Here is a 14,340-nt window from a genome sequence, read left to right as displayed (position 1 = left end):
TACCACCGGAAGTGCCATTTCCCCGTCTCCCGCGCCGCGAGGGACCCGTTGACCCGCGATGAGAGGCAAGAAGACCATGAGCCTGGTCAAGAGCCGGTACCTGGTGACAAGCGAGCGCGCCTATCGACGTGCCGACGGAACTGTCGTGCGGCTGGGCTATCTGTCCCGCCGTGCCCAGGTGTTCTCCGTGGACATCAACACAGCCGACCTGCTCCGCAGCGGGGCGATAGACGCCATTCCAGCGGCCAAGCGGAAGGAACTGGCCCGTCTCGGCGCGCTCGTCGATGCCCAGGTCGACGAGCGCGGCGAGGTCCTCGCCGGATTCCGGGCCGGATCCGGATCACTCCGGCGCCGCAGCTTCACCATCATGCCGACGGCGTACTGCAACATGGGCTGCTCGTACTGTGGGCAGGAGCACTACAAGTCACGCCACTCCGCGGAACGGGCCGAGCGTCTCCTCGCACGCATCGAGGCGGCGATGGACCACAAGGAGACCGAACTCGTCACCGTCACCTGGTTCGGAGGCGAACCGCTCATGGCGTACCGGCTCATCGGGGAGATGAGCGAGCGCCTTGTCGCGCGAGCCGAGGCTACCGGGACCAGGTACCACTCCCAGATGGCGAGCAACGGCAGCCTGCTCACCGAGCACAAACTGCGGTACCTCCACGACTCCTGCCGACTGCGCCGGCTGGACATCACCCTCGACGGCCCGCAGGAGATCCATGACCGACGCCGGTTCCTCAAGAACGGCCGGGGGTCCTTCGAGCGATGTGTCGGCGTGCTGGGCAAGGTGGCGCATGACGACGTGGCGCCCGGACTGAGCATCAACCTCCGCGTCAACGTCGACCAGGAGAACGAAGCCCATGTGACGACACTGCTGCACGACCTGGCGGCGGCCGGACTGGCCGTTTCGAGGTTCACCGTGCAGTTCATGCCCGTGCACTCGTGGGGGAACGACATCTCCGCAGTGGAGTTGGAGGCCAGGTCGTACGCCCGGCGCGAAACGGAGTGGCTGCGCCTGGCGGCGGACCTGGGGTTCGGCTGGCACGCGCTCCCCACCGGGACCAAGACCACCGCTTGCACAGCCACCACCCGAAGCAGCGAGATCCACGATCCCGAGGGACAGGTCTACTCGTGTTCGGAGCATCCGCTGGTACCTGGCGTGCGCGACACGGGTGTCATCGCCCGTACCGAGGACCTGACCGCCACGGAACTCAGGCCGGAGGGCACTTTCGACGACTGGTACGACCAGGTCGAGAACAGCTCCCAGCCCTGCAACGGATGCCCGCTGCTCCCGGTCTGCGGCGGCAGTTGCCCCAAACTGTGGCGCGAGGGCCATCTTCCGTGCCCGAGCTTCAAGTTCAATCTGCAAGAGCGGCTCGACCTGGTCGCTGTCCGGCGCCTCGGCTTTCGGACAGCGGAGTCGGGCGTACATGCGGGTCGTTGAGTTCGCCCACACCAAGGTGTCGAGACAGAGCTGTCGGGAGTACGAGGTCATGGAAATCGTGGAACGGCTGGTGCCGGACGAGTTGTGGGAGTTGTTCAAGCGCGTGGTGCCCGCCGTGCCGGAAAGGCCACAGGGCGGTGGTCGGCGGAGATACGGAGACCGGGACGTACTGGCCGCGATCGTTTTCGTCGTGACGTCGGGATGTCCCTGGAGGCAGCTCCCGCCGGTCTTCGGCCCATCGGGACCAACAGCCCATCGGCGGTTCTCCGAGTGGCACGACGCGGGTGTGTGGACCGCGCTGCACCGTCTTGACCAGCAGGATTGGGGTGGGGGAGCAGAGCAGGACTGGACACACCGTGCCATTGAATCGGTGTTCACACGGGCCCGCAGGATCGGGGTCTCACCGACGGCACTACCGAGGATCAAGGCCCGCGCCATGTGAAAGCGCTCCGGTGGTACCGCGGAACGAGCGGAGACCTGGACGATCACGTACGGCACACGTCCAGGTTCAGTCGGACGCGAAGGGCATCATGACGGATACGCCAGTGGCCTCGGCCCCGCCCCAGTGAAGGGTTGCCCTGTGAGTGCCGTCCCGTCCGCCTGAACTGGGCATCTCTGATCCCGCTGCGGGAGCGGAGTGTGGCGGCCTCCGGCCGAAACTACCGGTTCTCGGCGAACGTGCAGGGCATTGTGGACGCCGACACCCGGCTGGTGATCGCGGCAGCCCGTCCGGTGCCGGGGACGACCGCGGACGCCCACGCCTGGCGGGCGTCCGGGCTGAGCCAGCACTGCGAGGGAGTGACCGTGCTGGGCGACGGCGCTCAACCGAGGAGGACGACAACGCCGAGCACCTTTCGCGGGCGTGCGGCAGGTTGCCCTGGTGCGGCTTGCTGTGGCTTCGAGAGGTCAGACGCGGAGCAGGTCGGTCGAGACAGTCCAGAGACGCTTGGCGGTGGCGGGGTCGAGCGCCCATTCCTTGACACCGTGCGGGTGCTGCGCGAGGTCGGCGTCGTTCTGTACGGTGTAGGCCTCTTGTGAATCGTCGAGGTAGTGGCCTCCGGAGTGAGCGAACTCCGGGGCGACGGCCGCGACGATGCTGGTGGCGGCCCCCTGCTCGACCGTTTTGTACGTGAAGACTCCGGCGGCCTCGGCCGCGTCGAGCGACTCCTTCTGTTGCGTGGTGAAGTTCCGCTGCAGTCCCGTCGCGACACCGCCGGGGTTCACCGCATTGGCAACGATGCCGTCGGACGCCCAGCGGCGGGTCGCCTCGACGGCGAAGAGAGAGTTCGCCGTCTTCGACTGGGCGTAGGCAATCTGCGGGTCGTAGCTGCGACGCTCGAAGTGGAGGTCGTCGAAGTCGATGCCGGAACGCATGTGCGCTGTCGAACTGACCGAGACGATCCGTGCTCCGTCGCGGTCGGATGCTCCCTGGGCCAGGGCGTCGTGAAGACCGCTGGCCAGGGCGAAGTGGCCGAGATGGTTCGTCGCGAATTGCAGCTCCCAGCCCTCACGCGTTCGTTCGAGGCCACCGGTGACCACGCCCGCGTTGTTGATCAGCAGGTGAAGCGGGTCGGCCCACGCGTCGACGAATCGGGTGACGGAGGTCCTGTCGGCGAGGTCGAGTCGGACGACTCGGGGCCGGATTCCGCCGGTTGACTTCGCGATCGCCTCAGCGGTGGCGTCACCCGCAGTCGTGTTCCGGACGGCGAGCGTCACTGCCGCCCCGGCAGCGGTCAGTACACGAGCCGTCTCGATCCCGAGTCCGGAGGAGGCTCCCGTCACGATCGCGCGGACGCCGGTGAGGTCAGCGCCGCGTAGTACCTCGTCCGCGGTGCTGGAGGAGGTGAAGGGCGTTGAGATGAGTTTGCGAGTGTCCATGGCGCGACTATACGCACTAGGCTTGATCTGTATAGTGCGGCTATCGCTCGTATGCTCGTTCCATGAGCAGTCCCGATGCCGGCCACCCGCCGTCGACAGTCGCCGATACCAACCGTCGAACCATGGTTCTGGACTCCGCCATGGTCACGTTCGCGCGATTCGGTTACAGGAAGACCTCGATGGAGGAGGTGGCGCGGGCGGCGCACATCTCCCGGCCCGGGCTCTACTTCCTCTTCTCCTCGAAGGAGACTCTGTTCCGGGCCGCGGTCACCCAGGCTTTGGATCGCGACATCACCGCGGTCGAACACGTCCTGGCCGACAGTGGCCGCCCCCTTCCAGAGCGTCTCGTCGAAGCGTTCGACCGGTGGGCGGGCCGCTACATCGGCCCACTGACGCGCGATGTCGCGGCGGTTATCGAGGACAATCCCGACCTCCTCGGAGAGATCGCCGAGACCATGCCGCGACGTTTCGAGGAACTGGTCACAGACGCGATCGCCGTCGAGTCAGGACGGGACGCGGCCCTCCCTGTCGCACAGACGATGATCAGCGCATCGATCGGCCTCAAGCATCAGGTCGCATCACGGGAGTTCTACCTCGAACGGCTGGAGGTCGCTATCGGCCTCCTGATGCGCTGAAAACGCTCCCGGCCTCCTTGCACGGCCGCCGGCGGTCTCGGACGGCGGCGGGCCGGGCCGCCCGTCGAGGAGCGCTGGGATATGGAGCGGGCGCATCGTGTTCGGGTTGGTCACCGTGCCCGTCAGTCGGAGGACGTTCGCAGACAGCCGCCTCTAGACAGGACTGGACATGTACGACTAGCTTCCAGTCATGTCTAAACAGGTGCTCAAGCATCAGCGCATCGCCCGTGTCCTGGCCCGCGAGATCCGCAGTGGGGCTCTGGAACCGGGCAGCAGGCTGCCTGGCGAACATGCGCTCACCCAGCGCTTCGAGGTCAGCCGGACCACCGTCCGGCAGGCGCTGGACGAGCTCAGCAGACAAGGGCTGATCTCCACGCACGCGGGTGTCGGCTCGTTCGTCGCCTTCGACGGCAGCCTGCTGGACAACCGTCTGGGATGGACCAGGGCGCTGGCCGACCAGGACGCGCAGATCACCACGGAAGTACTCCGCCTCGGAGCGGTGCGCGATGCCCGGCTGGCCGAGGAACTCGGAGTCGAGGAAACCGAGTTCATGGTGCTCGACCGGCTGCGGGTGCTGCCGGAGGGCACTTGTGTCGCATTGGAACGCAGCCGGGTTCCCATGGTCCCGGGCCTGGCCGATGTCCCGGTCCGAGGGCTGTTGGACGACTCGCTGACCAAGACCCTGGCCGCGGCCGGGCTGCGCGCCACCCATGGCGAGGAGTGGGCGTCCGTGCGGCCGCTGGTCGCCGACGAGGCGGCGCTGCTGCGCCGTCCGGCGGGGGAGGTCTGGCTCAACACCCGGCGGATCAGCCGTGGAGCGGACGGCCGGGTCGTGGAGCAGGTGACCAGCCTGCTGGATCCGGCCCGTTTCCAGCTGCATCTCGGCTTCGGCGAGCAGCCTGAGTGAGACAGCCCGCATCCGATTCACAGCCGCGTACGCACAGGAAGCCCGAATGAACCACCAGCATGACCGCGCGCTCGGCGCCCTCTACGGCCTGGCCATGGGCGACGCCCTGGGGATGCCCACCCAGATCATGTCCCGGCGGTCGATCGTCGCCCGTTACGGCACCGTAACCGGCTTTGAACCCGGCCCCCCAGAGAATCCAGTGAGCGCCGGAATGCCTGCCGGTGCGGTCACGGACGACACCGACCAGGCCGTCATCGTCGGCCGACTGCTCATCGAGTCCGACGGACGTATCGACCCGCTGCGGCTCGCGCACGAGCTCCTGGAGTGGGAGCGCGACATGAAGGCCAAGGGCTCCTTCGACCTGCTCGGCCCCTCCACCAAGGCCGCCCTGGAGGCCGTGTCCCGCGGCGTCCCGCCGGAGGAGGCGGGCAAGTCCGGTACCACCAACGGCGCGGCCATGCGGATCACCCCCGTCGGTGTCGCCTTCTCCCACACACCGCTGGAGCGCTTCCTCGACCAGGTCGCGGCGGCGTGTCAGGTCACCCATGACACCACCATCGGCGTCGCCTCCGCCGCCGCCGTGGCCGCGGCCGTGAGCCGCGGCATCGACGGCGGCGGCCTGGAGGACGCCTTCGCCGCAGCGATCACAGCAGCCGCGGCCGGCGCGAAGCGCGGCCACTGGGTCGCCGGCGCCGACATCGCCGCCCGCATCGGCTGGGCCGTGGATCTGGTCCGCGGCCTGCCCGAGCAGCAGGCCCTGGACCGCGTATGCGATCTGGTCGGCACCAGCGTCGCCAGCCAGGAGTCGGTGCCCGCGGCCTTCGCCGTACTGGCCGTCGCCGAGGGCGATCCCTGGCGGGCCTGCCTGCTGGCGGCCAACCTCGGCGGCGACTGCGACACCATCGGTGCCATCGCCGGTGCCATCGCCGGTGCTGTCAGCGGGGCTTCGGGCCTGCCCGCCGAGGCGCTGGCCACCTTGCGCTCGGTCAACGGTCTCGACCTGGAACCGCTGGCCACCGCCCTGCTCGCGCTGCGCCCCGATCCGGCCGAGTGAACACATGCCCGCGCACCAACCCCCACCGGAGCGTCCCCGGCCGGAGAAACCGGAGAGGAAGACAGGTACCACCATGGCGGCTTCAGAGAACGACCGCGTCGGCACCGTGGAGACCCGAGGCATCGAGCCGGTCCCGGACACCGAACGCCACGGCCACGCCGGACAGATGTTCTGGACCTGGTTCGCCGCGAACATCAGCATCCTCGGGCTGCCGCTCGGCGCGGCGCTGGTCAGCTTCCGTGGCCTGAACATCTGGCAGGCGGCCGTCGTGGCCGTACTCGGGTCCTTCGGCTCCTTCGCGCTGGTGGGTGGGCTCAGCATCGCCGGCAAGCGGGGCGGAGCACCTGCGCTCACCCTCTCCCGAGCGGTGTTCGGGGTACGTGGCAACGCGGGTCCCACGCTGATCACCTGGATGAGCCGGCTCGGTTGGGAGACCATCAACACCACCACGGCCGCCTTCGCCCTGCTGGCGTTGCTCGATGTCGCCTTCGGTATCCGGCGCAACGCCGTGCTCACCGTCGTGTGTCTGCTGGTCTTCATCGGCTGCACCCTGCTGATCAGCGGCCTCGGACACGCCACCATCATGTGGATCAACAAGTGGGCCACCTACCTCTTCGGCCTGCTCAACCTGATCGTGATCGCCTTCCTCGCGGCCACGGTGGACTGGCACAAGGTCGTCCACGCGCCGGTCGGGCCGGTGAGTTCGATGGTCGTGGGCACCGGCATGATCGCCGCGGGGACCGGCATCGGCTGGGCCAACACGGGCGCCGACTACGCCCGTTACCTGCCCCGGCGTGTCCCCGGCGGAAGGCTGGTGGCCGCCTCCGCCTTCGGCGCCGGTATCCCGCTGGTCGTGCTGATCTCGCTGGGCTCGCTGCTCGCGGCAGGTGAGCCGCACCTGGCCTCCGCCTCCGACCCGGTGTCGGCGATCAACGCGATGCTGCCGTCGTGGATGGCCATCCCCTACCTCATCGCTGCCTTCGGAGGGCTGCTGCTCTCCAACCACCTGTCCGTCTACTCGGCCGGACTCACCCTGATCACTCTGGGTATACGGGTCCGGCGCACCTTCGCCGTCGGCCTGGATGTCGCCGTCACCTTCGCGGGCGGGATCTACTTCATCCTGGTCGCCAAGGACTTCTACGGCCCGTTCATCACCTTCCTCACCCTTCTCGCCGTGCCGATCAACGCTTGGGTGGGTATCTTCGCGGTGGACCTCATGGTCCGTCGCTCCTACGACAGCGACGCCCTGATGAATGTCGGACGCTCCAGCCGCTACTGGTTCCGCGGCGGGGTGGCCTGGGCCGCGTTGATCTCCTGGGCGGCGGCCATCGTGGTGGGCCTGCTGTTCACCGAAGCGAGCACCAGCGCGACCGACGTGTGGTTCTCCGGGCCGCTCGCCCACAGTTGGATCGGGACCAACGGGCTGGGGTGGGTCGTGACCCTGGCGCTCGCGGCCGGCGTCTACGCGCTGTTGCGCAGGCTGGACGGCACCGTCTCCCAGGAGACGTCCGAACAGCGTTCCCAGCAGCAGGTCCTTCCCGCTCCGGCCGGGCGGGAGGCCTCATGAGCAGTCAGGACGGCGTCGTCGGCGACGCCACGGACAACCGACTGGTCCTGGTCGGCAACGCCATCGTCGACCTGGTGATGCGGGTGCCCGCACTGCCCGAACGCGGCGGCGACATCATCGCCGGCGAAACTGCCCTCACCACGGGCGGCGGCTTCAACGCCCTCACCGCCGCCCGCCGCCTGGGCCTGCCGGCCCTGTACGCGGGCGCCCACGGCACAGGACCGTTCGGCGACCGGGTACGGGCGGACCTCGCCCGGGAAGGCGTCGACCTGGTGCTGCCCCCGGTCACGGAGACGGACACCGGATTCTGCGTCGCCTTCGTCGACGACGACGGCGAGCGCACCTTCACCACCAGCCTCGGCGCGGAGGCCCGGCTGACCGAGGCCGACGCCACGGCCGTGCTCGCCGCACTGCGCCCCGGCGATATGGTGCAGATCTCCGGATACGGGCTCGCATACCCGGTCAACGGCCCGATCCTGGCCTCGCTCGTGGCACGGCTGCCGGAGCACACCCGGGTCTTCCTCGATCCGGGGCCGCTGGTCGCCGAGATCCCCGAGGAGGTGCTGGAACCCGTCCTGGCGCGTTGCGACTGGGTCAGCTGCAACCAGCGTGAAGGGCGGTTGCTGACAGGGCATGCCGACGCCCGTGAAGCGGCGACTGTGCTCGCCGCCCGGCTGGGTCCCCGCACCGGGGTGCTGCTGCGGGCTGACGCGGCCGGCTGCTGGCTGGTCCCGCCCAGCGGTGAGGCCCAGCACGTCCCCGGTCGCCGCGTGACTGCGGTCGACAGCAACGGCGCGGGAGACGCCCACGCGGGAGCCTTCCTGGCCCTCCTCGGTCACGGGCTGGACCTGACCGCCGCCGCACAGGGCGCCAACGCCGCGGCCGCCTTCGCGGTCACCCGGCACGGTCCCGCCACCGGACCGACGCTCGGCGAGTTGCTCGACTTCCTCGACGGGGATCCACCGGCGGCGCGGCTGGCGTCAGCGCTCCGACGGTAGCCCGTTGGCGCGCTCCTCCGCGGCTGTTGCATCACTGCAGTTCCGTCACCGGCGGTAGCAGTACGAATCCGAGGAGGCATCTCCGCCCTGCAGGCGCGTCTGGTGCACGCGCAAGCCGAGGAAGTCCGCGCCGTGCGGGAAGAAGCGGCTGTCGACCGAGAGCCCTCCGTGCGAGGTATCGGCGTCGAGTTTGACCATCCACGGCTCAATGCCCGCGGGATAGAACTGTTCGTCCCAGGCGGCGTACAGGGAGTTGGTCAGGTATACGCGTCGCCCGTCGCGGCTGAGCTCGACCATTTGCGCTCCGCCCGTCAGCGGTACGTCGGGCGCGGCGGGGTGCGGCTGCCGGGCGACGATGCCGCCAAGACGCACGGCCGCGGTCTGCCTCGGATGGAACGGGTCGCTCACGTCGTACTGGAGCAGGTCGCCGGTTCCCCATGCGGAGACGTACAGCCACTGGTCATCCACCGACAGGTCGATGTCGGTGATCAGTGGGGGCACGGCGCCGAACGGCTTCAGCGCTGGGGGCAGGTCCTGCGGCTGCGCGGGCTCGGCCGGGATGGTGATCACCTTGCGGACCCGGAAGTCCTCGCCCTCCCGGTTCCACAGCCACACCGATGCCGACAGGTCCTCCACGTTGATCACGGTATTCGTGAAGCCCCAGGTTGCCTCGGGGTCGTGCGCGGGGCGCAGTTCCAGCACCATCTGGTTCTCGTCCCCCAGGTCGACGCGCTGCAGGTGCCGACCCGAGTCGAGCTCCCAGAAGTGCAGTGAGTGGCCGTACTGGCGGCTCAGCAGCAGTTCGGGGACGAGGCCGTCCTCGAGCATCGAGGGGCTCCCCCACTCGCTGGTCACGGCGATGTTCTGGCGCAGATGCCACCAGACGTCGTAGGCGAGTCGCTGCGGCCCGCGAGAGCTCTCCCAGCGGCGCAGCACCTCAAAGCTTTCGTGGTCCAGGAGTGCGACGCCGCCAGGCCCGTCCGCACCGTCCGCGCCGCCCAGGCAGGACAGGAAGACTCCGTCGGGGCCGCAGTGCAGGGTGTGTGGACGAGAATATCCGGCCTTGGCGGCCAGTTCCTCGGGCTCGACCACCTTGACCAGGCGAGGGCGGGCGGGATCGGGGACGGTGTCGAAGACGTGGAGCCGGGACGAGCGTAGCCCCGGGACGATGAGGTAGCGGCGCGCAGGGTGGTGGTGACCGGCGTGCGCCAGTGCGCTGGAGCAGGCGTTCCAGCCGAAGTGGTGCAGTTCGTTGCCCAGGTCGGGCAACTCGGCGTGGGAAGTCACGCGGCCGTATGCTCCGGATGCGGGGTCGGTGTCCACGGTGAACAACGCGTCCGCGCGCCGTGCGGTCGGGTCGAATCCGACGACGTAGGCGAGATTCTCCGGAGGCGCGGCGACGGCATCCGCGGGGGAGCGGTACAAGGTCGGGTCGCTGTGGCCGTCGTGGTCGTGCATGTCCTCGGTCGTCGTCATCGCTGTTCCTTAGTCCCGAACGGAAGCCAGGATCGGGTGAACTCCCGGCAGACGGGTCGGCTCCCTCGTCGCCGGCGGCGTGCAGCGAAGGCCGGATATGCCACTAATCGAGCGTTTCACAGCCTTGGGAGCCCTGCCAAGGCGGCAGCGCGACGGCGATTCCGCCTGAGCCAGCACTAACCTCCACCTCCACCTCCGGCTGTCGAACCGCAGCTCGCGCCGCACACCACGGCCTCCCGGCCACCAGGAGCCCACGGCACGGGCCGCTGTCGGAGCGATCACCGCTGGCGTCGGCGGGTCCGGCGATGGAGCAGCTTTGAATCCCGCACTCTTTCGGACAGCCGTTCGCCGGCCGGAGGGGCGGAGGGTTTCCTGTGCGGGTCGGCGCGTGGGTGCCTCCGCGTACGCTCCACCTTCGCACCGTGATACGTGCCGGACGCAGCCCGCGCCTGCACACACCGACCATCGGCCAGCCGGCTGGCCCCGGGAATCGCGACCGGGACCAGCCAGCCGATGTCAGCGCCTGCCGTGCCTCACCGGCCGAAGCCGTAGGCGAACAGATGGGCGGTGCCCGTGGAGCCTGTCACTGGAAGGGTGATCGACGCCACCTGCTTGGAGGCGTCGAGGGGGACCTTTGTGGCGAAGACATTGGTCTTCACGTTGTCCCGGTTTCCGCCCGCGGTGTTGCGGTAGGCCGTCGTCACAGCCGTCGTGTCATCCGGAAGCGGCTTGCTCCGCCCTCCGTTGAGCGTCCAGTCCGAGAAGCCCACCGTTGTCTTGGAGGTGGTGCCGTCGGTGTAGGTGACGGTCAGCGTGCCCGAGACCCCGCTGCCGTCGGTCGGCGCGTTGGCCGCCGCGCCCAGCAGGCCCAGCGACGTACCCGACATGCCGTCCGGCATGGGTATGGTCTGACCGGTCATCTCCAAGTTGTCCGGCTGACCGGACGTCACGGTCGGCCAGGTGTAGGAGATGCCGTCGGCGGTGACGGTGGAGCCGCTGGTGACGCCCGCCGCCGACAGCGCGTTCTGCGAAAACGCCCAGCCGCCGCCGTCGAAACCGACCGAGAAATGAGTGCCGTCGGGATAGATGCCCTCGTTGGTGTCGTACGGCCACAGCGCACCCGCCTTGGCCACGGCCACGCGGAGCGTCGCACCGCCCAGCGCCGCGCCCGTCGTGTGGTCGGTCAGTGCGAAGGTGACCGGGAACGTTCCTTCGTTCGAGCCCGCCGTGACATGGACCTTCGCCTCGGCGCTGCCCGAGGCGGGCACACTCAGAGAGCCGGACGCCGTATCCAGCGTGACGCCGGAGGGTGCGGTCGCCTTCCAGTCGGCGATGACGTCCTTGCTGCCCAGGTTGGTCAGCTTCAGCGTGCCGTCACCGGACGCACCCGGCTGGAGGACGAGGCCGTCGCTGGAGGGACCGGTCGCGGCCAGCACCCGGTCACCGCCCGTGGTGTCCGACGGCGGGACCGCAGACGGGGCGGATGCCCATGAGGTGTTGGGCTGGGTGCCGAGCGTGAAGTCGAGCGTGCCCGCGCCCGCGAACTGCTGGTACGTCAGCCAGGAGGCCTTCCACTCCTTCCCCTTGACGTCGAGCGACTGCACGTACGGCGCGTCGGGCGCGGCCTGCGGTGCCTTGATCTGTACCGCCTTGCCGCTTCCGAGGGTCACCTTGGCCACCGGGAACGCCGGACTGCCGAGCACCAGGGTGTCCGCGCCCGGGGTCTCGGGGTACATGCCGAGCTCGGACCAGACGTACCAGGAGCTCATCGCGCCGAGGTCGTCGTTTCCGAAGGAGCCGACCGGGGCGTTGAAGTACAGCTTCTGCTGGGCGTCGCGTACGGCTGCCTGGGTCTTCCACGGCTCGCCCGTGTAGGCGTACTCCCAGGGGATCTCGACACTGGGCTCGTTGCTCAGGTCGGCATCGGTGCCACCGGGGTGCGCGATGTCGTCCAGCAGGCTGTCCAGATAGGACGAGTACGCTTTCGCGCCACCCCGCGCCTGGATGAGCTGTCGCAGGTTGAACGGGACCATCGGCGTGTACTGGGCCGACGTACCCTCCACGAAGCCGTTGGAGGTGCCCGGGGTGAAACCGCCCGTGAACTGGCCGTCCTTGTTCTTGCCCTGCATATAGCCGGTCTGCGGGTTGAAGACGTTCATCCAGTCCTGTGCACGAGTCGCGAACTTCGTGTAGACGTCCGTCTTGCCCAGCGACTTCGCGAAGGCGGCGACGGCGTAGTCCGCGGAGTCGTACTCCAGCTGCGTGGATACCGGGCCGTAGAAGTTGCAGCAGCCGTAGTCGTTCTCGTCCAGCGGGAGGTAGCCCTTCGCGTCCCGCACCGACTCGCCGGGGCGGTCGTTGTTCGGGACGGTGGCCTCGTGCTGCAGGGCGGCGAGCGCCTTGTCGGTGTCGAAGCTCCGGGCCCCGAAGGCGTACGCGTCGGCGATGATGCCGGCGGCCGGGTCACCGACCATCACGTAGCTCTCGCCGTTGTTCGAGGCCCACTTGGGCAGCAGGCCGGTCTGGTCGAACCCGTTGAGCATCGAGGTGACGACGTCACTGGTGACCTTGGGCTCCACCATCGCCATCAGCTGGGTCTGGGAGCGATAGGTGTCCCAGCCCGAGTAGTTGGCGTACTGGGCCAGTTGTCCCTTGGCCAGCTTGTGGACCTGGTTGTCCATGCCCATGTACTGGCCGTCGGCGTCCGAGAGGACGTTCGGGTGCAGCAGTGCGTGGTACAGCGCGGTGTAGAACTGCACCTGCTGGTCCGTGGAGCCGCCGCCGACCTGGACCTTGTTCAGCACCGCGTTCCAGGCGTCGTGGTTGGCCTGCGCGACGGAGTCGAGGTTCCAATTCTTGATCTCGCGGGCGAGATTGCCCGCCGCGCCCGTGTCGCTCGTGTACGAGATGCCGACCTTCGCGCGCACCGTCGGGTTGGCGGAGGTGTCGAAGGTCAGGTACATCCCGTTCGCACCCGTCGTGGGGGGCTCGGCCGCGCCGCTCGCTGCGGCCTTGCCGGCGGATGTCCGGGGTGCGCTGCTGGCGCTCGGTGCCGGGGAGGGGCTGCCGGCGTGCGTGCCGTCGCTGCTGCCGTGCACGGTCGGGGACGGCGCCGCGGGAACGGTGAAGTGTTTTTCCTTGAGAGGTTTCGACGGGTGCGTCTGCGGGGTCTGCCGAGCTCTGCCCGCCTTCAGCGAGGTTGCGTTCGGGTTGATGGTGCTGCCGACCCAGGTGCCGCTCGCGGTGAACGGCTGGTCGAACTTGATGTCGAAGTGCAGCGTGTACCTGTTGCTCGCGCCGCAGAAGTGACCGCTGTCGATCGAGCCGCTGATCTCCTTCTCGTTCACCACCTGGACCCGGGTTCCGTCCACTTGGGTGGCGCCACCGCTGAGTTTGAACAGCAGGTTCGCCTGCCGGCCCGTGGGGAAGGTGAAGGCGCCCAGGCCGGCGCGAGTGGTGTCGGTCAGCTGGGTCGTGACCCCGTTCGCGTCGGTCACCTTGTAGGCGCCGATGCCCGTCTTCTCGTCGTCGTGGCTGAAGCCGACGGACTCGTTGCCGAGGCTGCCGGACAGCGCGCCGGTGACCGGCAGGATGGGCAGGTCGCCGGCGACGCCGCAGCCGGGTCCCGAGACGTGGGTGAGGCTGAAGCCGGAGATCTTGTTGTCGTTGTACTCGTATCCGCCGCCCGAGGGGCGGTGGGGCGTCGTGTCGGGACCCCACTGCACCATGCCGGCCGGCATGTCGGGCCCGGGGAAGGTGTCCACCGCACCGGAGGTGCCGATGAGCGGGTTGACCAGGGACGCGGGGTCCTTGACGAAGGCCGGCGCCGTGGTGCTCGCAGCGTGGGCGCCCTCGATCGCGGGGAGCGGGAGTACGGCGATGCCCAGGACGGACACCACGGCCAGGCGTTGGCGGAATCTCGTGCGGTTACGTTGCGCAGCTGAGTATCGAGGTCTGGGCATCGGTTGCCTCCGCAGCGTTTCCCATTTCGCACATGAGGTGCCGGCGTGCCGAAAAAGGGCGCACGCCGACGACAGGCAACAGTGCAGGTCGCTCCCAGCGGCCTGACAACGTTGCCATGCACGAGAGTTGAGTGAAACGCGTGCGCTTGCGGCATGTCAACGAAGCCAACAGAACTTTGTGAGGCCGAAGTTCACGGGCGAGCACCTTCAGCGCTGCCATCTCCCTGGGTTGTGCCAGCCATCCAGTGCGGCCGATGGCTTTGAATGCCAGGCCAGTTGGTTGACAGCCGTCACCACGACACGAGTGGGTCAAAACGCACGAATGCCAGACCGTGTGCCGTTCGACCACAGCTGCCGTTCGGCCAGTTGGATTGATGGGGCCCGGTCTCTGGAGAGGTTCGGAACGGCCCTACCTG

Annotated in this window: 9 protein-coding genes and 2 pseudogenes; 8 read left to right on the top strand and 3 right to left on the bottom strand. The window is 68.6% G+C overall.

What is annotated here, in order from left to right:
* Positions 1–58: 58 nt before the first annotated feature.
* The 3 genes and pseudogenes from ABZ915_RS28790 to ABZ915_RS28780 all read left to right on the top strand — a co-directional run.
* Positions 59–1,447: a radical SAM protein gene (locus ABZ915_RS28790; RefSeq protein ID WP_361809215.1), complete on the top strand. Its 1,389-nt coding sequence runs from the start codon at positions 59–61 to the stop codon at positions 1,445–1,447.
* A gap of 49 nt (positions 1,448–1,496) precedes the next feature.
* Positions 1,497–1,838, top strand: a pseudogene (locus tag ABZ915_RS28785) (transposase); the annotation flags it as partial.
* A 221-nt stretch (positions 1,839–2,059) separates the two neighbouring features.
* Positions 2,060–2,269: pseudogene (locus tag ABZ915_RS28780) on the top strand (IS5/IS1182 family transposase); the annotation flags it as partial.
* An 84-nt stretch (positions 2,270–2,353) separates the two neighbouring features.
* Here ABZ915_RS28780 and ABZ915_RS28775 read toward each other — a convergent pair.
* Positions 2,354–3,325, bottom strand: a complete 972-nt coding sequence (locus ABZ915_RS28775; protein ID WP_361809212.1) for an SDR family NAD(P)-dependent oxidoreductase — start codon at positions 3,323–3,325, stop codon at positions 2,354–2,356.
* Positions 3,326–3,465: 140 nt separating this feature from the next.
* On the opposite strand from ABZ915_RS28775, the gene ABZ915_RS28770 reads away from it, so the two are divergent.
* The 5 genes from ABZ915_RS28770 (at position 3,466) to ABZ915_RS28750 (ending at position 8,486) form a co-directional block, all read left to right on the top strand.
* Positions 3,466–3,960 (top strand): TetR/AcrR family transcriptional regulator, encoded by a 495-nt coding sequence (locus tag ABZ915_RS28770; RefSeq protein ID WP_361809704.1) that lies wholly within the window; start codon positions 3,466–3,468, stop codon positions 3,958–3,960.
* 190 nt (positions 3,961–4,150) lie between these two features.
* A complete protein-coding gene (locus ABZ915_RS28765) occupies positions 4,151–4,867 on the top strand; it encodes a GntR family transcriptional regulator (RefSeq protein WP_361809210.1) in 717 nt (238 codons plus the stop codon).
* A 46-nt stretch (positions 4,868–4,913) separates the two neighbouring features.
* Positions 4,914–5,921, top strand: coding sequence for an ADP-ribosylglycohydrolase family protein (locus ABZ915_RS28760; RefSeq protein WP_361809207.1), 1,008 nt, complete (start codon positions 4,914–4,916; stop codon positions 5,919–5,921).
* Between the two features lie 73 nt (positions 5,922–5,994).
* Entirely contained in the window at positions 5,995–7,488 is a 1,494-nt protein-coding gene (locus tag ABZ915_RS28755; RefSeq protein WP_361809204.1) for a cytosine permease, read from the top strand.
* The gene (locus ABZ915_RS28750) at positions 7,485–8,486 is read left to right on the top strand and encodes a PfkB family carbohydrate kinase (RefSeq protein WP_361809201.1); all 1,002 of its coding nucleotides are present in this window, start codon (positions 7,485–7,487) and stop codon (positions 8,484–8,486) included. The genes ABZ915_RS28755 and ABZ915_RS28750 overlap by 4 nt, the downstream gene beginning before the upstream one ends.
* A 45-nt stretch (positions 8,487–8,531) precedes the next feature.
* On the opposite strand, the gene ABZ915_RS28745 is transcribed toward ABZ915_RS28750, so the two are convergent.
* Both ABZ915_RS28745 and ABZ915_RS28740 read right to left on the bottom strand, forming a co-directional pair.
* Complete coding sequence (locus ABZ915_RS28745; RefSeq protein ID WP_361809198.1) at positions 8,532–9,962, bottom strand: selenium-binding protein SBP56-related protein; 1,431 nt, start codon at positions 9,960–9,962, stop codon at positions 8,532–8,534.
* 533 nt (positions 9,963–10,495) lie between these two features.
* Positions 10,496–13,861, bottom strand: coding sequence for a lectin (locus tag ABZ915_RS28740; protein WP_361809195.1), 3,366 nt, complete (start codon positions 13,859–13,861; stop codon positions 10,496–10,498).
* Positions 13,862–14,340 lie beyond the last annotated feature (479 nt).

This window comes from Streptomyces sp. NPDC046915 (genome assembly GCF_040644935.1).
Classification (GTDB): Bacteria; Actinomycetota; Actinomycetes; order Streptomycetales; family Streptomycetaceae; genus Streptomyces.
This window is presented reverse-complemented; position numbering and strand designations above follow the sequence as displayed.

Coding starts and splice junctions, on each gene's coding strand:
- ABZ915_RS28790 (WP_361809215.1), top strand. CDS start 59: ATGAGAGGCAAGAAGACCATGAGCCTGGTCAAGAGCCGGTACCTGGTG.
- ABZ915_RS28775 (WP_361809212.1), bottom strand. CDS start 3,325: ATGGACACTCGCAAACTCATCTCAACGCCCTTCACCTCCTCCAGCACC.
- ABZ915_RS28770 (WP_361809704.1), top strand. CDS start 3,466: ATGGTCACGTTCGCGCGATTCGGTTACAGGAAGACCTCGATGGAGGAG.
- ABZ915_RS28765 (WP_361809210.1), top strand. CDS start 4,151: ATGTCTAAACAGGTGCTCAAGCATCAGCGCATCGCCCGTGTCCTGGCC.
- ABZ915_RS28760 (WP_361809207.1), top strand. CDS start 4,914: ATGAACCACCAGCATGACCGCGCGCTCGGCGCCCTCTACGGCCTGGCC.
- ABZ915_RS28755 (WP_361809204.1), top strand. CDS start 5,995: ATGGCGGCTTCAGAGAACGACCGCGTCGGCACCGTGGAGACCCGAGGC.
- ABZ915_RS28750 (WP_361809201.1), top strand. CDS start 7,485: ATGAGCAGTCAGGACGGCGTCGTCGGCGACGCCACGGACAACCGACTG.
- ABZ915_RS28745 (WP_361809198.1), bottom strand. CDS start 9,962: ATGACGACGACCGAGGACATGCACGACCACGACGGCCACAGCGACCCG.